This is a genomic window from Exiguobacterium sp. s101 (assembly GCF_018617835.1).
GTDB lineage: Bacteria > Bacillota > Bacilli > Exiguobacteriales > Exiguobacteriaceae > Exiguobacterium > Exiguobacterium marinum.
In genome coordinates, this window is the sequence record NZ_JACSKX010000004.1 from 115,949 (window position 1) to 137,256 (window position 21,308).

The following is a 21,308-nucleotide window of genomic DNA, read 5'->3' on the forward strand; positions in this document are numbered from 1 at the left end:
CTTATCTCTATTTTTTAGTCTTCTTTAATGATATTGCCGAGTACGCCATTCACAAGTTTACCGGCCTCTTCATCCGCGAACGATTTCGCGAGTTCGACCGCTTCGTTAATTGTGACGTTCTCTGGAATCGTTTCGACATATAACAATTCATACGTTGCCATTCGTAGAATCGTACGCTCGACATTTCCAAGACGATCCAAGCGCCAGTTTTTTAAGTTTTCGACGAGTAAGGCGTCGATATCCTCAATATGTTCTAGCGTCCCTGTGACGAGTTGTTCGTAAAACGGATCAGATTCCTCTCCATCCAATGTGAACTCGATTGCTTCATCAACCTCTAATTTTGATACTTCGATTTGAAAAAGCGTTTGAATCGCTTTCTCTCGTGCTTCATGACGTTTCATTCAGTTACTCTCCTTTTACATGCTTTCATTGTGATAGTTTAGCATAAAGCACTCATAAATTCAGTACAAAAAACCAGGAAGCCGAAATAATGTTCGGGCTTCCTGGTTGTTGTTATTTCGCCAATGACATTTCTTTTTCGACGAATTTCGTATCAAATGTACCGATTCGGAATTGTTCATGGGCCATGACTTGCTGATGGAACGGAATCGTCGTTTTGACCCCTGAAACCGTGAACTCATCCAATGCACGCAACATCTTCAAGATTGCCTCGTCACGTGTTGGCGCATGAACAATTAATTTAGCTACCATCGAGTCGTAGAATGGCGGGATCATCGCACCAGCGTATAGCCCGCTATCGACACGGACACCCATTCCTCCCGGGACGATGTATTGGTCAATCTTCCCTGCCATCGGACGGAAGTCCATAAACGGATCTTCTGCATTGATTCGGCATTCGATTGAATGTCCTGAGAAGGTGATGTCTTCTTGGGAGATGGCTAACGGGTGTCCGAGCGCCACTTCTAGTTGCGCTTGGACGAGGTCGAATCCTGTAATCATCTCCGTGACCGGGTGCTCGACTTGAATCCGTGTGTTCATCTCCATGAAGTAGAACTCGTTCGATTCAGGGACATAGATGAACTCGATCGTTCCCGCTCCTGAATACTGAATGGCTTTTGCCGCTTTGACGGCCGCATCTCCCATCTTTTGACGGGTCGTTTCATCAATCGCAGGTGATGGTGCCTCTTCGACTAGTTTTTGCATACGTCGTTGAATCGTACAGTCGCGTTCACCTAAGTGGATGACGTTACCGAATTGGTCGGCAAGGACTTGCACTTCAACATGACGGAACGACTCGATGAACTTCTCGAGATAAACGTCTCCGTTACCGAAAGCCTGCTTCGCTTCTTTACGTGTCGCAATCAACCCTTGAGTCAGTTCTTCTTCATCACGGGCGACACGAATACCGCGTCCCCCTCCACCTGCCGTCGCTTTGATAATAACCGGATAGCCCATCTCACATGCGAGTTCGGTAGCTTCTTCGTCGGTGACGACACCACTCGAACCTGGAACGACCGGGACACCGGACTCGATCATTGTTCGTTTTGCCTCGTCTTTGATCCCCATCTTCCGAATCGCATAGCTACTCGGTCCAACGAATTGAATGCCACACGCCTCACACATCTCGGCGAACTCTGCATTTTCAGCTAAAAAACCGTATCCCGGGTGCACCATCGTCGCATCAACAGCACATGCGACAGATAAAATATTCGGGATGTTCAAATAAGAGTCTTTCGAAGGATTCGGACCGATACAATAGGCTTCATCGGCCAAATGAACATGTAATGCCTCACGATCCGCCTCAGAAAAGACGGCGACCGTCGGAATATTCAATTCTTTTGCAGCACGTATGATTCGAACCGCGATTTCACCACGGTTAGCGATTAATAATTTCATAACGACCTCACTTCACGCTGAAGAGCGGTTGACCGAACTCGACGAGATCGCCATCGGTGACTAGCACTTCTACGATTTCGCCACTGATTTCCGCTTCGACATCGTTAAACAATTTCATCGCTTCTAAAATACAGACAACTTGCCCAGACTCTATGCGTTCTCCAACGTTGACAAAAGCCTCTTTATCCGGGGCAGGACGCGAATAAAATGTTCCGACCATCGGTGATGTGATTGTACGATAAGACGCTTTTTCTGGCACCAATTGTTCTATATTTTCATCTACTTGAGGCGCAGGTGATGCAATTGCTTGTGTCTGCATGACTGGCACGCTTCCAGTTTGTTGCGTTTCTTTCTTCAATGACAGTTTGAAATCAGATGTTTCAAGCTCCATTTCATGGACAGATGATTGATCTAATAATTGAATGAGCTCTTTAATTTGATCGATTTGCATCTTTCTTACCCCCTGTTTATACCTGGTACTAATCTCTACTTCACTATAACTGGTCAGACCAATGAATGCAACGAGAAAAAAGAGCGTTCATTCATTCGAATGAACACTCTCTTTGATTAACCGTTGTAACGACCCATGAAATCTCCAGTACGTGTATCAACCGTTACTTTTTCACCTGGTTCGATGAAAAGTGGTACTTGGATCACATGTCCTGTTTCCACTGTCGCATTTTTCTTCACGTTTGATGCCGTGTCCCCTTTAACGCCCGGGTCCGCTTCGACAATTGTCAAGACAACACTTGTAGGAAGTTCGATTCCAAGAATCTCACCCTCATAGTCTGCGATGCTAACTTCCATGTTTTCAAGCATGTAAGGAAGAGCCGCTTTAACTTGTTCGCTTGTCAATTCAAGTTGCTCGTATGATTCGTTGTCCATGAATACATACGTGTCACCCATTGGATAGAGATATTGCATACGTTTACGTTCGATATGCGCTCGTTCGATTTTTTCTCCACCACGGAACGTTGTTTCCTGAATCGCACCGTTACGCAAGTTGCGCATCTTCGTACGTACGAACGCCGCACCTTTGCCCGGTTTTACATGTTGGAATTCGATGACTTGCCAAATCGAACCGTCAGACGTTTTGACTGTCAATCCTGTTTTTAAATCGTTAACTGATACCATGTTAATTTCCTCCTAAATTCAGACGAGACTCACGCCTCAATCGTAATTAACTCTTTTGGCGACTGCGTTAGACGGTAGCATCCATCTTCCGTAATGACGACATCGTCTTCAATTCGACAACCGCCGACACCGTTAATGTAAATACCCGGTTCGATTGTGACGACCATCCCAGGTTCTAGCACCGTTTCAGAACGGAATGATAACCCTGGTGCCTCGTGCACTTCCATGCCGAGACCATGACCCGTCGAGTGACCGAAGTATTCACCGTATCCAGCTTCTTTAATGATGTCTCGTGTCAACGCGTCAGCTTCAATGCCTGTGATACCGGCACGAGTACCTTCTACACCAGCGAGTTGAGCGCGAAGAACCGTATCGTAAATTTGATGCAACTCATCTGAGATTTCTCCGACCGCGAGTGTACGCGTGATATCAGAGCAGTACCCTTTATAGTATGCTCCAAAATCAAGTGTGACAAGTTCACCTGATTCGATGACTTTATCGCTTGCGACTCCGTGCGGAAGTGCCGAACGGAGACCTGAAGCGACAATCATATCAAATGATGACGAGTCAGCCCCTTTTGAACGCATAAACATCTCGAGTTCGTTCGCAACTTCTCTTTCGGTACGACCAGGACGGATGAACGTCTGGATATGGGCATAAGCTGCATCAGCGATTGCCGCAGCTTCCTTCATAATCTTAATCTCTGATTCATCCTTAATCAAGCGCAGTTTTTCTACGATTCCTGCCGTCTCGATGAGATGTGCATCTACTTCTTTTTCATATGTCCGATACTGACCGATCGTCATTGCGTCTTGCTCGATTCCAAGACGTGTGATCGAGTCACGTGATACAACGTCAGCGACCGATTTAATAAGCGATGTATCCAATTCAACGATGTCGTATCCTTTTACTTGATCGTTCGCTTGTTCCGTATAACGGAAATCCGTGATAAAGCTTGCGGTTTTCGACGTGATGACGATAACGCCACTCGATCCGGTGAAACCAGATAAGTAGCGAATGTTTTCACGTTTTGTGACGAGCAATGCGTCAATCTCGTTTGCTTCTAACTGTGCTTGCAGTTTGTTTACGCGTTCAATCATGTCGATTCCTCCAATGTTCGATTAGTGCATGCAATGCTAACGTATAGCTAGTGAGCCCAAATCCGGTGATTACTCCTAAGCAAACGCCTGCGAGTTTTGACTCGTGACGAAACACCTCACGGGCATGCACGTTCGAGATATGTACTTCAACGACCGGGGCAGCGATAGCGGAGATGGCATCTCGAATCGCGATTGACGTATGCGTGTAGGCTCCCGCATTCAATACAACACCTTCGAAATCGTAGGCGTCGTGAAGGGCGTCAATCAACTCTCCCTCGTGATTCGATTGTTTGAACGTGAGTTCGACGCCCTCCGGTGCGACGAGCATTAATTCGGCAGCTAAGCCTTTTAACGACACGTTCCCATACACGTCTGGTTCACGGCGACCTAACAAATTTAAATTCGGCCCATTCAATACTAAAATCCGCAATCTTCTTCCCCCTCGTTCGTCAAGTCTTATCTATTGTAACAAATTTATCGAAAGAACGTGAATCGAGCCTTCTGCCCTTTCGTTTTTTTGATAAATCACGGTATAATTCAAGTACAACACTGTAAGAATCGAGGAAAGTGAATGAATTCTAAACAAACTATCCCTGTCGGGGGACAGGCACTTGTGGAAGGGGTCATGTTTCAAGGCCGTTCCGAGAGCGCATCTGCCATTCGACGAAAGGATGGGTCCATCGAAACGTTCGAGCAAGCACGCATCCTCGTCCCATGGGTTCAATCCTTAAAAAAAGTACCGTTTCTAAGAGGAATCGTCGCGCTCTACGAGTCGTTAAAGAATGGGTCTGCCCATATGAATTTTGCAAGTGATCGGTATGACGTTGATCCAAGTGAAGACTCGAGCCCGAACGATGAACAAAAGCAGAGCATTTGGATGATTGCCTTAGTTGCCATCATCGGCGTCATTTCATACATGTTCGGCAAATTGATTTTTAACGTGACACCAGCACTGCTCGCCGCAATGTTTCAAGACGTACCGATATTTTCTGGACACGTGATTCAAAACCTCCTTGAAGGGGGAATAAAATTAGTATTGTTGCTTAGTTACCTCTACTTGATTTCATTGACGCCACTCATCAAACGTGTCTTTCAATATCATGGGGCTGAGCATAAGGTCATCAACTGTTATGAGTCCGGACGACAGGTCACAGTCGAACATGTTCGTCAAAGCTCACGTCTTCATTATCGCTGTGGATCAAGCTTTATTTTGTTCACTGTCTTCGTGGGGATTGGCGTGTATATGATTGTGCCAATCGATCCGCTTTGGCTGCGACTCGTCAGCCGAATCGCACTCTTGCCAGTCGTCATCGGAATCTCGTTTGAAGTCCTTCAATTCACCAATCGCTTCCGCGATCATCGCTTTTTGTCATTCCTCGGAAAACCAGGTCTTTCGCTTCAGTTATTGACGACCCGGGAACCAAATGATGAACAGATTCAAGTTGCGATTGAAGCATTCGAAACGTGGGAACAAAAAGAGTTAGGAGAATCGGTCGTTCAGAGAGAGGGATAAGAGGAGGAAGCACCATGATCAGACAAAGAATTGGTTCGACCGCAGCAACCATCGTGTTTATCCTTGGCTTCATCGGGGTCGGACATATGCTCGCCACCGATCCAGGTCGCTTGTTTAGACAGTTGTTGTTCATCGGAATATTCGGGTTAGTCTTTTATGTGATCTATCGTTTCTTCATCGGTCGACGTATGTCTCCAGAGGATATGCGTTACCGTAAAACCGCACAAGCCTCTAAGAAACGGATGCAAGGAAACCGCGGCCCTCAAGTCAAACCTTCCGCATCTGCAAAAATCAAAAAAAGCAAAAAACCAGGTTCGAACGTTACAAAGTTGTCGAAACGCCCGAACGTACATCGAAGCAATCCTCCACACTTGACGGTAATCGAAGGGAAGAAAGGCAAGAAGAAAAAGAAAGCGAACATGTAAAAGGAGCGCCGCGGCGCTCCTTTTTAGGTTGTTTCTACATACCCGATATAAGGTAAGTTGCGATACTGCTCCGCATAATCGATGCCATAACCGATGACAAATTCATCCGGAATCTCAAAGCCAACATAGTCTGCGTCTAATTGCACGAGACGGCGAGCCGGTTTATCGAGAAGCGTACAGATTTTCAACTGTTTCGGTTGATGGAGTTCCATATGTTTGCACAGAAATTTCAACGTCTGCCCCGTATCGATGATATCTTCGATGATGACGACATACTTTCCTTCGACATCTAAATCAAGATCTTTCCGAAGTTGTACACTGCCACTCGAAACGGTCTTTTTCCCGTATGAAGATGTTGCGACTGTATCGAGTTGCACACTGCCTTTCATGTAGCGCATCAAATCGGCAGCAAAGACCATCGACCCTTTCAACACGGCAACGATGACAATCGGTGTCCCATTGGCATCTTTCTCAATTTCTTCTGCCAATTCTTTTACCCGGTCTCGAATTTGTTGTTCGTCAAATAACTTCCCTTTAATTTGAATCTCCATAATATCGGCGAATGTTCGCCGCCACCCCCTCAATATTCAATCCACGATTTATCTTAACATATTCCTAACCAAAATATATACATTCATTCGCAAATAACAATAATTCGTTCGTGTTTTGAAGAAACGAAGCGATAAAAAAACGCCAATCGATTAAAATTGGCGTTTTTTTAAATTATTCTTCCGCAGCCCGCTCTTGTTCACGAAACTCTTTAAATTGATTCATGAGCTCCGGTTTATCCTCAAAGAATTCCACAAACTGAGTCATGCAATCGAGTGTATTTGAACTGAGGTGGTGTTCGATTCCTTCAACATCTTCATAGACGTCTGCCTCATCCACTCCGATGAGACGTAAAAAAGACTCGAGCATCGCATGACGCTCGACCAATCGCTTCCCTACTTTTTGACCTTTTTTCGTAAGCATAAGTCCACGATATTTTTCGTATACGAGATACTCTTCACGATCCAACTTTTGAACCATTTTCGTGACAGAGGAGGGATGTACTCCTAAATGTTCGGCAATGTCAGATACTCGCGCATATCCTTTTTCTGACATCAATAAGTAAATACGTTCTAAATAATCTTCCATACTCGGTGTCGGCATGGGCACGACCTCCCCTAATGTTCCGGTTTCCACTTTTTATTTTATCCTAACTAGAATGAAATCGAAAGGGAAAGCATTGATTGATTGAGTCAATCATTGTCTCATGACCTCAAATTCATTATAATGAGAGATGGTAACTTTGAAAGAGAAGGGAAGAACATCTATGGGACTCGAAACAATCCTCGTCATCCTCCTATGGGTTGCCTTGATCGCCTACATCGTATGGCGCTTCATGCCAGCTCGCGGGTTGAAAAAAATGAAACAAGAAGAATTCCGCGCTTCACTCCGTAAAGGACAATTGATCGACGTACGTGAACCGAAAGAATATAAAGCTGGTCATATCGTCGGCGCACGAAACATCCCGGTCGGACAAATGAAAATGCGTATGAAAGAATTGCGTAAAGATCAACCGATCCTTATTTATTGTCAAGGAAGCTCACGGTCTAACCAAGCAGCCAAGCTTCTCATGAAGAACGGATACAACAACATCTACATGCTCGAAGGTGGATTCAAAAACTGGAAAGGCAAAATTAAAAAAGCATAAAAATGAGCGGGACGACTGAGTCGACCCGCTCATTTTTATTTAACTGACGATGCTTCGCGACGTTCGTATTTTAAAATCGGTTTCCGAGCAGCGAGCGTCTCATCCATACGTTTGACGACCGTCGTATGCGGAGCCGTCTGAACGATTTCCGGATTTTCTTCCGCTTCTTTTGCAATTTGAAGCATCGCATCACAGAAAGCATCGAGTGTCTCTTTTGATTCGGTTTCAGTCGGTTCCACCATGATACACTCTTCGACATTCAACGGGAAATAGATGGTTGGTGGGTGATAGCCGAAATCAAGAAGACGTTTTGCGATATCGAGCGTACGAACTCCGAGTGCTTTTTGTCGTTTGCCTGACAAAACGAACTCGTGTTTGCAATACGTATCGTACGGTACGTCAAACGCATCTTTTAATCGAGCGAACATATAGTTGGCGTTAAGTACAGCTTCTCGCGAAACACGCGTCAACCCTTCGGCACCCATCGTCTTGATATAGCTGTAAGCCCGAACATTGATTCCAAAGTTCCCATAGAACGGTTTGATTCGACCGATCGAGTGTGGACGGTCGTAATCTAGACCATATCCATTTTCCGTCTTAGTTACGATCGGGGTCGGCAAGAATGGAATCAAATCGCGTTTGACACCGACAGGACCTGAACCTGGTCCACCTCCACCGTGTGGACCTGTGAACGTCTTATGCAAGTTTAAGTGGACGACATCAAAGCCCATGTCTCCCGGACGCGCGATACCTAGGATTGCGTTCGAGTTCGCGCCGTCATAATACAATTTTCCACCAGCTTCATGGACCACTTTTGAAATCTCAAGGATGTCTGCTTCAAATAGTCCAAGTGTGTTCGGATTCGTAAGCATGAGCGCCGCTGTATCCGCTCCGACCTTCGCTTTTAAATCATCCAAATCAACGAGTCCACGATTGTCCGATTTGACCGTCACTGTCTCGAATCCAGCAACTACTGCAGAGGCCGGATTCGTTCCATGGGCAGAATCTGGGACGAGAACTTTCGTACGAGCCGTATCCCCGTTGCGCTCGTGGAATGCTTTAATCAACATGAGACCCGTCCATTCACCATGCGCTCCAGCTGCGGGTTGCAACGTGACCTCGTCCATACCTGTGATTTCAGCGAGTTGCTCCTGTAAGTCCACCATGAGTTCAAGTGCACCTTGAATCGTTTCCGCCGGTTGCAAAGGATGAATATGCGCAAACCCAGAAAGGCGGGCCATGTCTTCATTCACTTTTGGATTATATTTCATCGTACACGAACCGAGCGGATAAAATCCTGAATCCACACCATGGTTTCGAGTAGACAGAGAGGTATAATGGCGGACAACATCGAGTTCAGATACTTCCGGAAGTTCCGCTGCCTCTTTTCGAATCATCGTAGCCGGTAACAGTGTCTCGAGGTCAACCTCAGGGACAGTTGGTGTCGGCAAGTTATATCCTGTCCGTCCTTCACGTGACACTTCAAAAATTAGCGTTTGTTCGTGTTGCATCATTTCATCCCCCTAACCACTTCGACAAACTGATCAATCTCTTCTTTTGTACGTAATTCCGTCGCGCAAACCAACATTTGTGTCTGACGTTCCGCTTCGTACGTCCCAAGCGGTAGACCACCGATTATCCCATGATTGAGTAACTGACGAGATACTTCATCTGCGTCATGTGCGAAATCAACAACAAACTCATTGAACATTGGACCTTCATCAATGATTGAATACCCTGCCGACTTCAACGTTTCTTTCATATAATGAGCGGTTTGAATGTTACGAACGGCCATGTCACGAATTCCATACTTTCCTAAAGCAGACATCGTAATCGATGCAGCCAATGCATTAAGTGCTTGGTTCGAACAGATGTTAGACGTCGCTTTGTCACGACGGATGTGCTGTTCACGCGCCTGAAGCGTCAAGACGAAACCGCGTTTCCCGTCCTCGTCGACGGTTTGACCGACGAGTCGTCCTGGTAGTTTACGCATCAACGACTTTTTCACCGCGAAGTAACCACATGACGGACCACCAAAACTTTGCGGAATACCGAATGGTTGTGCATCTCCGACTGTAATATCCGCACCGAGTGCACCTGGTGATTCTAAAATGCCAAGTGCGAGCGGGTTACTCGATACAACGAAGAGGGCACCTGCCTCGTGTGCCTGTTCCGCTAATTTCTCTAAGTCTTCAATTCGACCGTAGAAGTTTGGGTATTGCACGACGAGACATGACGCATCCGTCAAATCGAAATCAGATAGATCCGTTACACCATTCACTACGTCTGTGTATTCGACTGAAAGACCAGGCCCATCAGCGTACGTGCGAATAACATCTTTGGCTTCAGGATGAACTGCTCCTGAAACGACGACACGTTTTTTCTTCGTTTGAGCACTAGCTAAATACGTAGCCTCGGCAAGCGCAGTGATTCCATCATACATCGATGAGTTTGCGACATCCATACCTGTCAATTCACAGATCATCGTCTGAAACTCAAACATTGCTTGCAGTTCACCTTGTGAAATCTCAGGTTGATATGGTGTATATGCTGTATAGAATTCAGAACGCAAAAGCATATGGTTCATTACGGTCGGCGAAAGGTGATCATACATCCCTGCTCCAAGGAAGCTCGGGTATGATTTCGTATGCTTGTTTTTGTCAGCCAATTTCGTCATATGACGTACGAGATCAACCTCAGGAAGTGGTGAGCCGATTGCCGCAAGTGATGCTTTTTCACGAAGCGATTCTGGGATATCCGCAAGTAGTGTCTCAATTGAATCGACTCCGATTGTCTGCAACATGTCTCGCTCGTCTTGTTCAGTCATCGGTAAATAACGAAATTCCATTCTATTCATTCTGAATCCCCCTGTTTCATTTCGTCCGTTTATAGAAAGGTGTCGGTACACGTTCCGCTTCAATCTTCTTGCCACGAATATCAATCACGAATCGTTCTTCATCTTTATAGCGTGCATCGACTCGTGCCCACGCAATCGATTCATTGACCGTCGGAGGCATCGTACCGGTCGTGACGAAACCTACCACATCCCCATCGACTTCGACTTGCGCTCCTTGACGAGCGATCCCTCGACCGAGTAATCTCAACCCTACTAATTGAGTCGGAATGTTCTCTTTTTGAGAGACAAGCGCATCTTTCCCGATAAAATCCGTGTCTAACTTAACAGCAAAGTTGAGATTCGCCTCAAACGGTGTAACCGACTCATCTAGCTCATGTCCATAGAGCGGTAAGCACGCCTCAAAACGAAGTGTATCTCGTGAACCTAGTCCACAAGGGATCACGCCTTCTGATTCAAGAGCTTCCCAAACGGCAGAGATTCCTTCAGCCCGAGCATAGATTTCGAAACCATCCTCCCCTGTATATCCACTACGTGAGATAATAGACGGGACGCCTGCCACATCACCGTTTATAAACTTGAAGAACCCGATTTCCTTGAGTTTTACATTTGTGATTTTTTGAAGAATTGTTTCTGCGTTCGGTCCTTGGATAGCAATTTGACCGTACCCGTCAGACTCATTTGTCACAGTCACGTCACTATTGACGTACCTACGAATATGCGCTTCATCTTTTTCGATATTCGAGGCGTTGACGACGAGCCAATAGGCGTCCTCATCTAAGCGATAGACAAGCAAATCATCCACCACTCCACCATCTTCAAGGCACAGAAGGTTGTACTGAGCTTGACCAACTTTAATTTTCGAGACGTCATTCGTCACGAGGTTCTGTACTTGTTCAAGTGCATCTGGCCCCTCAATCCGAATCTCTCCCATGTGAGATACATCAAACATCCCCACGTTTTGACGCACAGCCAGATGTTCTTCCTTAATCGAAGAGAACAAAATCGGCATTTCGAATCCCGCAAAATCAACCATCTTCGCCTTCGGTTCAATCAATTCAAATAAAGGCGTACGTTTCAAAGTAACCCTTTCCATAATATCCCCCAATCCCGAACATAAATGATATTTTATTTGAAATCTTTCGCTTTCCATTTCACTTTAACAATTTTTAATCTTTCTGCATAGTTAAAAAAGAGAAAAAGAAAAAGGATGAAAAACGAAAACGTTTTCATCCTCATTATTTCATATTTTTGTCTCGGTGGAAACGTCAGAGCGTTCGATTCCCGCCGTTCGTTTGATTTCATGCGTCAGCCCAACCGCCGCCTGCTTCAACTCGATAGATTCGTCTTTTGCCTTAACTCCGAAGTCCTTTATTTGAGTAATAGATCGGTTGACCGCATCCACATGTCCTTTAATCTCATTGACTTGCTGTCCAATCACGTCTGCTCGAATGTTAAACCGTTCCGTCAATCGATTCAACCGACCGATTTCTGACTTCATATGCTTTTTGAACAAGAGATAACCATAGATGCCAAGACCGATTAATGACAGTACAATAATTGCGAGATTGATCCAAATCATGCCTTTCCCTCCTTCAAACGGATAATGTGTTCAGCGATGTCTTGAGGTGTACGTGACGCATCGACCGACTCGTCCGCTTCCCGATACAACGCGTCACGTCGTGTATATAATGATTGAACTTCTACTTGTCCTTTTTTCACGAGTGGTCGATTAGAATCCTTGATGCGTTCCCAGCAGTCTTCAAACGGCAGATTCAAATGAATCATCGTGCCACGTTCGCGCATCCAACTTATGTTTTCAGGACGTTCAACTACTCCGCCACCTGTCAAAACGTAATCAGCATCAACTCGTTGCAGTGCCTCTGTTTCGACATCACGAAACGCCTTCTCACCATATCGGTCAAAATATGTAGCGATGTCCATCCCAGTCATGGCTTCGATTACCGAATCAAGGTCCGCCACTTCACCAGATTCTTTGAAAAAAGAAAGCAAGGTAGACTTACCTGTACCCATAAACCCTACAATGTAAAACGGTTTGTCATTCATAAGCCATCACCTCTTTGTGCCGTTCACCGGATATCAATACCATCTCCACTTCCGTTCGATTCGGTGCAATCGGACGACATGTCACCGTCCCCGTAGGTTTAGTGAGTGTTACTGGTTGATTGCCACAACGTTCTTTTGCCAACAACAAGTGGGATTCAAAACGTATGGCCAATATCTCATCTGAGATTCGTCTCGTCGTTCGTTCAATATCAGTATACCAAAATAACGCGGCCCCAAGTAGCCATACAACGATTGTCAAGGTGACAATGAGGAAGAATCCCCGTTCATACACATCACGTACCGCTCTCTTTTGAACGACGAATCGGTCCATGAAATTCGAAATCCTTTTCCAATCGATTCGACATGGTACTGAGCGATTCCTCTTAAAAATAGCAAGTTCCCCCCTCCGTCTCCAACCATGACCAAATTCCCATTCAACTGTTTAATCGTCCATGGCCATACCTCATCATCCGACTTAACAAATTCTCCTCGTAAGCGACCGGCGTCTACACGGCAATTTTCACTGTTTATCAAACGTCGTACAATCAGTTGCGGTGTCGTATGATGATTCCATTTAGGCTGTTCGTAAAGCTTTTGACCAAGCAGCATCAATTCCGCTAACAATAAGATAAATATCGGAAGAATCAGCAATACTGCCGTCATCTCAATCATAGTAAATCCTTGTTCACAACGTCGGCAAACAGAATCCTTTTTCACACACTTGCTCGCGACCAGACGGTTCAGCAGCTTCAAGTAGCACCTCTCCTTGTAAACGTTCATAGGTGAACAACGTTTCACTCATTCGGTCGATCCGCTCGTTCCCCTGCACGACAAATGATGTCAAAATGAAAATCCATCCCATTATCACTGCTAGACTTACACTCAATTCCCATAAAGAAAAACCCGCTTCATTCTTCCTCACGAATAATCACCTCCGGCTCATACGTTCCGATTCGAAATTTGAGCGTCACAGACGTCTTTCCACTTACAAACTTCCATTGCCCTGCATAGGAAGCCGTTGCTTGTGAAAATGTCAAAGTATTATACGTCGGGAGATATAGAGTTATTCCCGATGGTACGTCTACCTCTCTAATTAACGTCAGACCACACACGATCAGATAGGTTTGCTGTTGTGATATCCAAATCAACTTCGGAACACAACTCCCATTTTCAGAAATATAGGGGTACTGCCCCGCTTCTTGAATATTGGCAACTAAGGAATCTGTGAAATCATAGAGCTCTAGTCGCTCAAACGGTTTTGCTACCGGGATACTGATTAGTAGGAGAAACGATAATATAACAAGGACCCATGTTATTTCGACGAGTGTATATCCTTTCATCGCTTTATGAGAGAACCATCAAGAGGTGAATATGTATACTCTGACGATTGACAGCTGTATACGAGTGGGTCTGTTGAGGAGTCGCGTTTTATCACTTCTAATGTTGCAGGGTAAGATTTATGCTCGGCATAGTATAAGTTGATTTCTGACTCGACGATACGTACACTGCCTTCACAACTAACTTGGTCTGCCCGCGATTTCCCTTCTGTTAGGGATGGGACGAGTAATAAGAGCAGAACCGATATAATCAAAAGGACAGCCGCCATCTCAACTAGTGTGAATCCATGTTCTTCCTTCATTTCCTTTTCCCCCTTCATAATTGAGCCATGATGAGCTTGACCGGTAAATACAATGTATAAAATAAAACTGCAATCATCATACTAATTACGCCATACAATATCGGCTCCACTTTTTCAATCAAACTACGACTGTACAGTTCCATTTCTTCGAATACAAGTTCTCGGTGAAGCGACATGAGTTCACCAAGTTCACCACTCATCGCTCCTACCCCTAACAGACCGACGACCTCATAATCAATAAACGGCTCACATTTCACGGCGGCTTCAAGACCTTCTCCGTCTGACATGCGACAATGGATTCGTTTAGCCATCTTAGCCATCTCCCCATCTTCATCTGCTAGACGACTGATGATTTGCCTGATGTTCGTTTCAGTATTTTGGAGTAGTGATAACTCACTAACAAATACATACGTCAAATACAGCGTCTTTCCATGGCTCCATGTGTAAAAGGGAAGCTCAATCCCTCGTCGATACATTCCGAACATTAGTGCCCCAGACGTTAAAACTACACAAAATAGTGTTGGGAAGAACCACCGTGACAATAGAATCGAAGCTACACCATTTTGCAACGAGACGTCGACCATTCCCAACAGTTTCGGAAAAATATATAGCGCGTAAATCATCCCTAGAGAAAGGAGAATAAAAAAAATGATCAATGGATAGCGAATCAATCTTTTTAATTCTTCTTTCAGTCGTTGACGCATCTCCAACACTAAGACGACTTGATGTAACCCATCAATAAACCGACCACTTCGCTCTGCCGTGTTCAAAATCTCTCGCATTTGCGGATTAGTGATGATTACCGAGAACACTTCAGCCAAATTCGTACCTGTTTCAAGTAACGCCCTCATATCCCGAACCTTGTCTTTTTTCGCTCCTTTTTCATGGTATTCGAGTGTTTCCATCGTCACTTTCAGTGACACACCTCGGGATTGCAATCGCAGAAAGCGGTGAATCAATTGAATCGGAGGATTCATTGATGAGTTGCCCATTCACAAGTCACCCCCTGATTTCGGGTCAGCACACACCAATGTCTCTGGATGGAAGTCTTCCCAAGTAATTGTTCAATTCTTCTCTCTCCATCTTGAATGGACGCTGTATGAAAAGTGGTGATTGTCAAATGTCCACTTAGTGCCGCATCGTATGCGACAGTCAACTCTTCAACGGTTCGTACTTCCCCAATCACGATAATGTCCGGATCCGCCCTCAATGTTTCTTTCAATAATTGTCGATGGCTTAGTCCTGCTTTAGTATTCACTTCCAATTGAATCACCCCGTCGACCATTTGTTCAGGAGGGTTTTCAATGGTAACAATCCGTTCTTGTTTTAAATAATTTAACAATGCATACATCACTGTCGTCTTACCCGCTCCTGTAGAGCCACCAATAAATAAAAGTCCGTTTCGTTCTCGTGAAGCAGTCATTTTTTGTAAACGTTCCACATCTTGTGATTGCAATAATTGAGGGAGATTGAACGCCTGATGTGGAATCCTCCATGACATCAACGTTTGCTCAAATGAAGGAAGAAAAGTCACACGAATTACTTCTTGATTTAATTCGTATACGCCTGACTGCGGAAGCCGTTGATTCGTTTCAGGTAATGAACACCAATAGCGCATATGCCACGTGAGTCGATTGTATTGACCTAAGTCCATTGACTGAAATTCGACTAATCTCATGGCCGATCGGACTTGAACCTTCACCCGATGAGCATCCGGTAAAAAATGAAGATCGGTCGCACCAGCTTGCCGGGCTGCGACCATCAGTTCTTCAATGAATTCTTTCATCTCGTTCACCTCGGTTCAAGCATAAAAAAAAAACCCACTATGTCGAAAGTGGGCTTGTCTTAAGAAACTTGAACCGAAACCGTATTATGGCGACGCGCATATGTTTCGATTGAAACCTTGTCATATCCGACAATCACTTCTTTTCCATCCGTTAGAATCGGACGTTTCAACAATTTCGGATTTTCGCTCATCAATTTGAGTAGTTCGCTTAACTTCAAATCTTCTACATCAACGTCGAGTTGCTTGAAGGCCTGACTTCTCGTCGCTAAGAGGGAATCAACACCTTCTTCACTAATTGCAAGTAATTGCAACAACTCATCAACAGTCGGTGCATCTCTGAAAATATGACGTTCACTCACTTGAAGCTCTTGATCCTGTAAAAACGCTTTCGTTTTTCTACAAGAAGTACAGCTTGGATACGTATAAAACATTAGTTCTGATGACATTTTTATAATCCTCCCTCATTCAACTTTTTACTTCGTTCAGTTTGTATAAGTTGATTATACACTTATATACCCACTTTGTATATGTTTTGTACAACTTTATTAAAAATTTGTACAACTTTTTTATCAGAATGATTTCACATATTTTTCACGATTATTTTGCGCAATTCTCACGTTTCCATAGCATTTTTTCGAATGTGTTGGTAAAATAGTGAATGAGAATGGAATAATGCACGCATGGGGGGATTAACATGGCAAGAATGTTTCGTGTCCTAGGCTTTTGGACTGGGCTAGTGGCGGCACTTGCTTTCGTAGGCGCACTTGGCGGCGACCAAAGTAGTAGTGAACATACTGGTGACTTTATCGTTATGGGACTTGTCTTCTTAGCACAAACGATTTTCTTTGTCGCTCTAGGTTACTTAAAGTTAACTGAAAAAACGTATGTATATGTCTTTGGGGCGTATTTGACAATTTTCTTCGTTGTCTTTACGTATTGGAGCAACTTCCAAATGTAAAAAAAGATTGTCTCACCGGAGACAATCTTTTTTTACTGTTTGAAGAACGGGTTTGTCCGCTTCTCATCTTCTAACGTTGTCCGAGGACCATGTCCAGAGTAGAGAACTGTCGAATCAGGGAGCAATTGCTTCATCCGATCGATTGATCCCATTAACGCCTTTTGATCCCCCCCGAACAAGTCGGTTCGTCCAGCAGACTGTTTAAATATCAAATCACCACAAAATGCAACTTCTTCATCCTTCATGTACAAGACAACACTTCCCGGGGAGTGACCCGGCGTATGATAGAGCCGGAATGCGAGGCTCCCAACGACCAACATATCGCCTTCGTATGTCTTTTCTGCCGGTTTCATTGCCGGAACTGGTAGATTGAATGCGGCCGCCCCATTCTTTTCTCCATCCGTCAACCAACTTGTTTCAAAACGGTGCACGTATACGGGTACTTGATAGCGCTCACGAAGTGCATCAATTCCACCGATATGATCAAAATGCGCATGAGTTAATAAAATCGCAGAAGGTTTACCGAAATGTTCGATCACTTCAAAATACCTTGGATCATCTGTTCCTGGATCGATTACAATGACAGTTCCGTCTTTTTCAAGAACATATCCATTCTCTTGTGCTAAGCCAGACGTAATCTTCTTAATTTGCATTTGATTCATCCCCTTCTTGTTCAAAACAATATTGTGGCAAAATTGTATCGATGTCAACCTTTGCTCGACAGCGCCCCAATAATCGGATAAAATAATAATGATATTTCAGTGAAATTTTTATGAATTTCATGACGTATAATTAAAGGGGGAACTCGTCATGCATTTGTATGAACCGTTCGGATGGATTTCCGTCATCGTCGCCATTGTGGCTGTATGGGGAATGCTTCGTTCATTCCAAAAACGCCAATTCTTTCCGCTCGTATTTGCAGCTTTAACTGTACTCGTATTCGGATTCTTTGGGATCGCCACATTGATTTACGGCGGAATTCCAGGTTAATGATTTACAGCAAGAAATCAGCAAGCGACTTCGGTCGCTTTTTTTGTGTCAAAAATCAACCTGATGTACAGTTTTCGATTGACTCACCTGATTCATTTTTAAGAAAAGGATAGAAACACTGTCCTCTACAAAAAAAGAACCAAATCACATAAAGTGATTCGGTTCTTCATCAACTAATCGCTTATTCTTTCGTCTGCTCTTTAAATCGGAGTAAGTCAGAATAGATTAAATCATCGTTCATCTGTAATATCTTTTCCGCTTCCTCTGTGATCGGACCACATAGTGACGTGTCTTCTACAACTTCACCAGATGTAGCATTATAACATGTCGATTGTGTCCAGACATATTCATCCGTCACGACCGTACCATCACGGAAGATTGCACGACTGTTTCGGTTTTCTGAGAATAAATCATTCCCGAAACCGATTGTGTCCGACGTATCGATTCCAAGTAAATGCAAGATTGTCGGTTTCATGTCAACATGACTACCGATTGTTTCATGCACTTCACCATTCTTCTGATCCGGTAAATGAATAGCGAATGGTACTTGTTGTAATTTCGCAACATCGAAAGGTGTTAATTCTTCTTTTCCAAGCAACTCTGCCATTGCACTATTGTGGTTTGTTGAGATTCCATAATGATCACCATAGACGACAAAAATCGTGTCATCCCACATATCGTTCTCTTTTAATTGTTCAATAAAGAGACCGAGTGCATAATCTTGGTACGCAAGTGCTTGCGGGAAATTGTTCAATGTTGTCGAACTTGTTTCAAACTTTGGAACGAGCTCATAGTCTTCACTTGGCATCGTATATGGGAAGTGGTTCGTTAATGTGATGAACTTCGCATAATACGGCTCTGGTAGTTCTTGGAGCATTGGAATAGATTGCTCGAAGAAACTATCATCCAAAAGACCCCATTCTGTCATATTTTCTGGATTCCCAAGGTCATAACTCTTCTCATCAAAGAACTGATCGACCCCGACGTTTTTATACATTTGATCACGGTTCCAAAACGATTTATTGTTCGCGTGGAACACAGCTGAATAATAATTATCTTCTTTGATCATCTCAGAAAGTGCTTGGTATTCATTATCGGCATTTGTAAAGTATACGGCACCACGTGGAAGACCGTATAGCGAGTTATCGAGTGCAAACTCAGCGTCCGAAGTCTTCCCTTGACCAACTGTGTGGTAATAGTTCGGCCAGTAGTGAGACTCCTCAATCAGTTTGTTTAAGTTTGGGGTGATATACTCTCCGTTTGGCGCCTTCATGTTATGTGTGAAGTTCTGTGCCGATTCGAACGAAACGACAATGACATTCTTCCCTTTATACTTACCGAACAAATCTGGATTCGGTGCAGCATAATTTTGACGTGTGAACTGTTCAATCGTCGCAAGCTCTGATTCATCAGCCATCGCTTTTTGAGCCGATGTTTTCGTTTGGAGCATCGCATCGTATACATGGAAGTTGAAAGTACCGATGTTTTTCACGAGTAGTTCACGGTCAAATGAACGAGTCAACAATTCAGGACGTTCTGTTTCTGCGAGCGAAAGGTTGAACAAGAATACTGACACAGCTACAACGAATGTGACGAGCGCACGTCGGTGTGAGGCAGCGTTCTCTTTCATGTTCATCCGCCATAAGATGAATGGTAAGACGAACACATCACCAAGAACGATTAAATCTTTCCATTCAAGAAGTGAAGTGAACGAAGTCGATAACGTTTCCATGTTCGAAGGTTGCATAATGACAGGCATCGTCAAGTAGTCCGTGAATTCCCGATAATACACGGCATCTGCAAACAAGATAAACGATGCAATTGCGTAAAGCGTGTAAAGCACCCATTTTTGTTTGTTCCCTTTAAAAAAGAAGTGGAAGGCAAACAAGAATAGTGTCGAACTGATTGGGCTAATCAGTAAGATAAAAGCTTGTGCAGTGTTTTCGATCGGAATGATGAAGAAAAATTGATAGACGATATACGTCTTCGTCCAAAGCAATAACGTAAAAATCCAAAATAGACGATATTCTTGAAACGAAGCGCGGACCGTGTCGTTCAGTCTCGTTGATAGCTTCGAGAAGCGTTGAGATGAATTCATCTGACGGTCTCCTCCTCTTTTCAGTTTTCGGCATGGGTTTATTTAGCCATTATTTTTTATATTTGTTTACATATTGTACAATTCGGATTGAATAGTACAGATCCAGTATCAAGTTCAAATCTTACTCCTTTTTTAATAAAAAATCAACTGTGGCGTTACAAATTTTACAATTTACCACACCCTTTTCCATAATAAAACACGCCTGCAAAGTGCAGACGTGCTCGTGTTATACGCGTGTTGGAAGGAAGTGTTTCCGTGCTAGCCAAGCACATCCGATCACACCGGCATCATTTTCAAGTTCTGCAATTTTAAACGACGTCGATTCGTATACGCGTTCGAGCGCGAAACGTTTGAATTGAGCATCAAGTGGTTCGAGTAACGCGTGACCCGCTTTAGAAACGCCACCACCGATGACAATCATTTTCGGGTTGAGTGTGTTTGCGATATTTGAGATGGTCAATCCGAGATATTCGGTCATCTCATCGATTACTTCTGTCGCAATCGAGTCACCGGCTTTATATGCCTCAAACACGTCACGCGCTGTTACGTCTTTCAATTCATTCAACGTGGTGTCTTGATTTTTTCGCTTCTGTAGGGCTAAACGTGAAATACCGGTCGCAGAGGCAATCGTTTCAATACATCCAAGACGACCACAACCACACTTAACAGCCTTATTTTCATCTCGCTCCACTGTAATATGTCCGATTTCTCCAGCCATGCCCGCTATTCCGTGAACAATATTTCCATTTGTGATTACGCCACCACCGACACCCGTTCCGAGCGTGATTGCCAATAGTTCAGATGCACCTTCACCGGCACCTTTCCACATTTCACCGAGGGCTGCTGCGTTTGCATCGTTTTCGAGAACAGCCGGAAGTCCAACCGCTTGTTCGAACTCACTGACAAGGGCGAAATCTTTCCACCCGATGTTCGGCGAGTATTCGACAACTCCTTCCGAGAAGTTAATGAATCCAGGCGCTCCAATCCCCGCACCCGCGAAATCCTCTTTTTTCTTCCCGGATGTCTCAAGATATGTTTTAAAAGACGTTGCGATGTCCTTTGGAATATGTACACCATTCTCCCGAATATCCGTTTTGACTTCCCACTTATCAGAAATGATGCCGTTCATGTCTAAAACAGCCATCTTCACCGTTGTACCACCGATGTCGATACCTAATAACCATTTCATAC

Annotated in this window: 28 protein-coding genes; 5 read left to right on the forward strand and 23 right to left on the reverse strand. The window is 44.3% G+C overall.

Going from position 1 to position 21,308, the window contains the following annotated elements; translation table 11 throughout:
* Positions 1 to 14 precede the first annotated feature (14 nt).
* From nusB to aroQ, 6 genes are all read right to left on the reverse strand, one after another.
* Complete coding sequence (gene nusB / locus KNO76_RS05265) at positions 15 to 401, reverse strand: transcription antitermination factor NusB (RefSeq protein ID WP_214883293.1); 387 nt, start codon at positions 399 to 401, stop codon at positions 15 to 17.
* A gap of 112 nt (positions 402 to 513) precedes the next feature.
* Positions 514 to 1,857 (reverse strand): acetyl-CoA carboxylase biotin carboxylase subunit, encoded by a 1,344-nt coding sequence (gene accC / locus KNO76_RS05270; protein WP_214883295.1) that lies wholly within the window; start codon positions 1,855 to 1,857, stop codon positions 514 to 516.
* Between the two features lie 7 nt (positions 1,858 to 1,864).
* A complete protein-coding gene (gene accB, locus KNO76_RS05275) occupies positions 1,865 to 2,308 on the reverse strand; it encodes an acetyl-CoA carboxylase biotin carboxyl carrier protein (RefSeq protein WP_214883298.1) in 444 nt (147 codons plus the stop codon).
* 116 nt (positions 2,309 to 2,424) lie between these two features.
* Positions 2,425 to 2,991, reverse strand: a complete 567-nt coding sequence (efp, locus tag KNO76_RS05280) for an elongation factor P (protein ID WP_026825738.1) — start codon at positions 2,989 to 2,991, stop codon at positions 2,425 to 2,427.
* A 29-nt stretch (positions 2,992 to 3,020) separates the two neighbouring features.
* On the reverse strand, positions 3,021 to 4,088 hold the full coding sequence (locus KNO76_RS05285; RefSeq protein ID WP_026825737.1) for a M24 family metallopeptidase: 1,068 nt from the start codon (positions 4,086 to 4,088) through the stop codon (positions 3,021 to 3,023).
* The gene (gene aroQ, locus KNO76_RS05290; RefSeq protein WP_214698972.1) at positions 4,084 to 4,521 is read right to left on the reverse strand and encodes a type II 3-dehydroquinate dehydratase; all 438 of its coding nucleotides are present in this window, start codon (positions 4,519 to 4,521) and stop codon (positions 4,084 to 4,086) included. The genes KNO76_RS05285 and aroQ overlap by 5 nt, the downstream gene beginning before the upstream one ends.
* Before the next feature lie 141 nt (positions 4,522 to 4,662).
* Between aroQ and KNO76_RS05295 the strand changes: the two genes are divergently transcribed.
* Together KNO76_RS05295 and KNO76_RS05300 are read left to right on the forward strand one after the other, a co-directional pair.
* The gene (locus KNO76_RS05295; RefSeq protein ID WP_214883300.1) at positions 4,663 to 5,604 is read left to right on the forward strand and encodes a DUF1385 domain-containing protein; all 942 of its coding nucleotides are present in this window, start codon (positions 4,663 to 4,665) and stop codon (positions 5,602 to 5,604) included.
* Between the two features lie 14 nt (positions 5,605 to 5,618).
* Positions 5,619 to 6,029, forward strand: a complete 411-nt coding sequence (locus KNO76_RS05300; RefSeq protein WP_026825734.1) for an SA1362 family protein — start codon at positions 5,619 to 5,621, stop codon at positions 6,027 to 6,029.
* 23 nt (positions 6,030 to 6,052) lie between these two features.
* Here the strand turns inward: KNO76_RS05300 and hpt are convergent, their stop codons facing one another.
* Entirely contained in the window at positions 6,053 to 6,580 is a 528-nt protein-coding gene (gene hpt, locus KNO76_RS05305) for a hypoxanthine phosphoribosyltransferase (RefSeq protein ID WP_026825733.1), read from the reverse strand.
* A gap of 172 nt (positions 6,581 to 6,752) precedes the next feature.
* Positions 6,753 to 7,181, reverse strand: coding sequence for a transcriptional regulator MntR (mntR, locus tag KNO76_RS05310; protein ID WP_026825732.1), 429 nt, complete (start codon positions 7,179 to 7,181; stop codon positions 6,753 to 6,755).
* 163 nt (positions 7,182 to 7,344) lie between these two features.
* Here mntR and KNO76_RS05315 point away from each other — a divergent pair, with 163 nt between their 5' ends.
* On the forward strand, positions 7,345 to 7,725 hold the full coding sequence (locus KNO76_RS05315; RefSeq protein ID WP_026825731.1) for a rhodanese-like domain-containing protein: 381 nt from the start codon (positions 7,345 to 7,347) through the stop codon (positions 7,723 to 7,725).
* Between the two features lie 35 nt (positions 7,726 to 7,760).
* On the opposite strand, the gene gcvPB is transcribed toward KNO76_RS05315, so the two are convergent.
* The 12 genes from gcvPB to KNO76_RS05375 all read right to left on the reverse strand — a co-directional run bounded on the left by gcvPB (position 7,761) and on the right by KNO76_RS05375 (position 16,517).
* Positions 7,761 to 9,236 (reverse strand): aminomethyl-transferring glycine dehydrogenase subunit GcvPB, encoded by a 1,476-nt coding sequence (gene gcvPB / locus KNO76_RS05320; RefSeq protein WP_371742741.1) that lies wholly within the window; start codon positions 9,234 to 9,236, stop codon positions 7,761 to 7,763.
* Positions 9,236 to 10,573, reverse strand: coding sequence for an aminomethyl-transferring glycine dehydrogenase subunit GcvPA (gcvPA, locus tag KNO76_RS05325; protein WP_214883417.1), 1,338 nt, complete (start codon positions 10,571 to 10,573; stop codon positions 9,236 to 9,238). The genes gcvPB and gcvPA overlap by 1 nt, the downstream gene beginning before the upstream one ends.
* A gap of 25 nt (positions 10,574 to 10,598) precedes the next feature.
* Positions 10,599 to 11,675: a glycine cleavage system aminomethyltransferase GcvT gene (gene gcvT / locus KNO76_RS05330; RefSeq protein WP_214883304.1), complete on the reverse strand. Its 1,077-nt coding sequence runs from the start codon at positions 11,673 to 11,675 to the stop codon at positions 10,599 to 10,601.
* Positions 11,676 to 11,822: 147 nt separating this feature from the next.
* Positions 11,823 to 12,161 (reverse strand): hypothetical protein, encoded by a 339-nt coding sequence (locus KNO76_RS05335; protein ID WP_214883307.1) that lies wholly within the window; start codon positions 12,159 to 12,161, stop codon positions 11,823 to 11,825.
* Positions 12,158 to 12,646: a shikimate kinase gene (locus tag KNO76_RS05340; RefSeq protein ID WP_214883310.1), complete on the reverse strand. Its 489-nt coding sequence runs from the start codon at positions 12,644 to 12,646 to the stop codon at positions 12,158 to 12,160. The genes KNO76_RS05335 and KNO76_RS05340 overlap by 4 nt, the downstream gene beginning before the upstream one ends.
* The gene (locus KNO76_RS05345; protein ID WP_214797933.1) at positions 12,639 to 12,938 is read right to left on the reverse strand and encodes a hypothetical protein; all 300 of its coding nucleotides are present in this window, start codon (positions 12,936 to 12,938) and stop codon (positions 12,639 to 12,641) included. Before KNO76_RS05345 ends, KNO76_RS05340 begins: the two co-directional genes overlap by 8 nt.
* Complete coding sequence (locus tag KNO76_RS05350) at positions 12,902 to 13,363, reverse strand: prepilin-type N-terminal cleavage/methylation domain-containing protein (RefSeq protein WP_353047876.1); 462 nt, start codon at positions 13,361 to 13,363, stop codon at positions 12,902 to 12,904. The genes KNO76_RS05345 and KNO76_RS05350 overlap by 37 nt, the downstream gene beginning before the upstream one ends.
* Positions 13,332 to 13,568 carry a hypothetical protein gene (locus KNO76_RS05355; protein WP_214883316.1) on the reverse strand — a complete coding sequence of 79 codons (237 nt, stop codon included), beginning with the start codon at positions 13,566 to 13,568 and terminating at the stop codon, positions 13,332 to 13,334. Before KNO76_RS05355 ends, KNO76_RS05350 begins: the two co-directional genes overlap by 32 nt.
* 414 nt (positions 13,569 to 13,982) lie before the next feature.
* On the reverse strand, positions 13,983 to 14,285 hold the full coding sequence (locus KNO76_RS05360; protein ID WP_034770995.1) for a prepilin-type N-terminal cleavage/methylation domain-containing protein: 303 nt from the start codon (positions 14,283 to 14,285) through the stop codon (positions 13,983 to 13,985).
* Positions 14,286 to 14,299: 14 nt separating this feature from the next.
* Complete coding sequence (locus tag KNO76_RS05365; RefSeq protein ID WP_214883319.1) at positions 14,300 to 15,277, reverse strand: type II secretion system F family protein; 978 nt, start codon at positions 15,275 to 15,277, stop codon at positions 14,300 to 14,302.
* The gene (locus KNO76_RS05370) at positions 15,259 to 16,071 is read right to left on the reverse strand and encodes an ATPase, T2SS/T4P/T4SS family (RefSeq protein WP_214883322.1); all 813 of its coding nucleotides are present in this window, start codon (positions 16,069 to 16,071) and stop codon (positions 15,259 to 15,261) included. Before KNO76_RS05370 ends, KNO76_RS05365 begins: the two co-directional genes overlap by 19 nt.
* Positions 16,072 to 16,130: 59 nt before the next feature.
* Positions 16,131 to 16,517, reverse strand: a complete 387-nt coding sequence (locus tag KNO76_RS05375; protein WP_034770992.1) for a Spx/MgsR family RNA polymerase-binding regulatory protein — start codon at positions 16,515 to 16,517, stop codon at positions 16,131 to 16,133.
* A 248-nt stretch (positions 16,518 to 16,765) separates the two neighbouring features.
* On the opposite strand from KNO76_RS05375, the gene KNO76_RS05380 reads away from it, so the two are divergent.
* Complete coding sequence (locus KNO76_RS05380) at positions 16,766 to 17,029, forward strand: DUF2626 domain-containing protein (RefSeq protein WP_012726597.1); 264 nt, start codon at positions 16,766 to 16,768, stop codon at positions 17,027 to 17,029.
* A 32-nt stretch (positions 17,030 to 17,061) separates the two neighbouring features.
* Here the strand turns inward: KNO76_RS05380 and KNO76_RS05385 are convergent, their stop codons facing one another.
* A complete protein-coding gene (locus KNO76_RS05385; protein WP_214883325.1) occupies positions 17,062 to 17,682 on the reverse strand; it encodes an MBL fold metallo-hydrolase in 621 nt (206 codons plus the stop codon).
* Between the two features lie 157 nt (positions 17,683 to 17,839).
* On the opposite strand from KNO76_RS05385, the gene KNO76_RS05390 reads away from it, so the two are divergent.
* Entirely contained in the window at positions 17,840 to 18,019 is a 180-nt protein-coding gene (locus KNO76_RS05390; protein WP_026825717.1) for a DUF2759 domain-containing protein, read from the forward strand.
* Between the two features lie 181 nt (positions 18,020 to 18,200).
* Here the strand turns inward: KNO76_RS05390 and KNO76_RS05395 are convergent, their stop codons facing one another.
* The gene (locus KNO76_RS05395) at positions 18,201 to 20,117 is read right to left on the reverse strand and encodes an LTA synthase family protein (RefSeq protein WP_214883328.1); all 1,917 of its coding nucleotides are present in this window, start codon (positions 20,115 to 20,117) and stop codon (positions 18,201 to 18,203) included.
* Between the two features lie 226 nt (positions 20,118 to 20,343).
* Positions 20,344 to 21,306: an ROK family glucokinase gene (locus tag KNO76_RS05400; protein WP_214883331.1), complete on the reverse strand. Its 963-nt coding sequence runs from the start codon at positions 21,304 to 21,306 to the stop codon at positions 20,344 to 20,346.
* Positions 21,307 to 21,308: the final 2 nt, after the last annotated feature.

Coding starts and splice junctions, on each gene's coding strand:
- nusB (WP_214883293.1), bottom strand. CDS start 401: ATGAAACGTCATGAAGCACGAGAGAAAGCGATTCAAACGCTTTTTCAA.
- accC (WP_214883295.1), bottom strand. CDS start 1,857: ATGAAATTATTAATCGCTAACCGTGGTGAAATCGCGGTTCGAATCATA.
- accB (WP_214883298.1), bottom strand. CDS start 2,308: ATGCAAATCGATCAAATTAAAGAGCTCATTCAATTATTAGATCAATCA.
- efp (WP_026825738.1), bottom strand. CDS start 2,991: ATGGTATCAGTTAACGATTTAAAAACAGGATTGACAGTCAAAACGTCT.
- KNO76_RS05295 (WP_214883300.1), top strand. CDS start 4,663: ATGAATTCTAAACAAACTATCCCTGTCGGGGGACAGGCACTTGTGGAA.
- KNO76_RS05300 (WP_026825734.1), top strand. CDS start 5,619: ATGATCAGACAAAGAATTGGTTCGACCGCAGCAACCATCGTGTTTATC.
- hpt (WP_026825733.1), bottom strand. CDS start 6,580: ATGGAGATTCAAATTAAAGGGAAGTTATTTGACGAACAACAAATTCGA.
- mntR (WP_026825732.1), bottom strand. CDS start 7,181: ATGCCGACACCGAGTATGGAAGATTATTTAGAACGTATTTACTTATTG.
- KNO76_RS05315 (WP_026825731.1), top strand. CDS start 7,345: ATGGGACTCGAAACAATCCTCGTCATCCTCCTATGGGTTGCCTTGATC.
- gcvPB (WP_371742741.1), bottom strand. CDS start 9,236: ATGCAACACGAACAAACGCTAATTTTTGAAGTGTCACGTGAAGGACGG.
- gcvPA (WP_214883417.1), bottom strand. CDS start 10,573: ATGGAATTTCGTTATTTACCGATGACTGAACAAGACGAGCGAGACATG.
- gcvT (WP_214883304.1), bottom strand. CDS start 11,675: ATGGAAAGGGTTACTTTGAAACGTACGCCTTTATTTGAATTGATTGAA.
- KNO76_RS05335 (WP_214883307.1), bottom strand. CDS start 12,161: ATGATTTGGATCAATCTCGCAATTATTGTACTGTCATTAATCGGTCTT.
- KNO76_RS05340 (WP_214883310.1), bottom strand. CDS start 12,646: ATGAATGACAAACCGTTTTACATTGTAGGGTTTATGGGTACAGGTAAG.
- KNO76_RS05360 (WP_034770995.1), bottom strand. CDS start 14,285: ATGAAGGAAGAACATGGATTCACACTAGTTGAGATGGCGGCTGTCCTT.
- KNO76_RS05365 (WP_214883319.1), bottom strand. CDS start 15,277: ATGGGCAACTCATCAATGAATCCTCCGATTCAATTGATTCACCGCTTT.
- KNO76_RS05370 (WP_214883322.1), bottom strand. CDS start 16,071: ATGAAAGAATTCATTGAAGAACTGATGGTCGCAGCCCGGCAAGCTGGT.
- KNO76_RS05375 (WP_034770992.1), bottom strand. CDS start 16,517: ATGTCATCAGAACTAATGTTTTATACGTATCCAAGCTGTACTTCTTGT.
- KNO76_RS05380 (WP_012726597.1), top strand. CDS start 16,766: ATGGCAAGAATGTTTCGTGTCCTAGGCTTTTGGACTGGGCTAGTGGCG.
- KNO76_RS05385 (WP_214883325.1), bottom strand. CDS start 17,682: ATGCAAATTAAGAAGATTACGTCTGGCTTAGCACAAGAGAATGGATAT.
- KNO76_RS05390 (WP_026825717.1), top strand. CDS start 17,840: ATGCATTTGTATGAACCGTTCGGATGGATTTCCGTCATCGTCGCCATT.
- KNO76_RS05395 (WP_214883328.1), bottom strand. CDS start 20,117: ATGAATTCATCTCAACGCTTCTCGAAGCTATCAACGAGACTGAACGAC.
- KNO76_RS05400 (WP_214883331.1), bottom strand. CDS start 21,306: ATGAAATGGTTATTAGGTATCGACATCGGTGGTACAACGGTGAAGATG.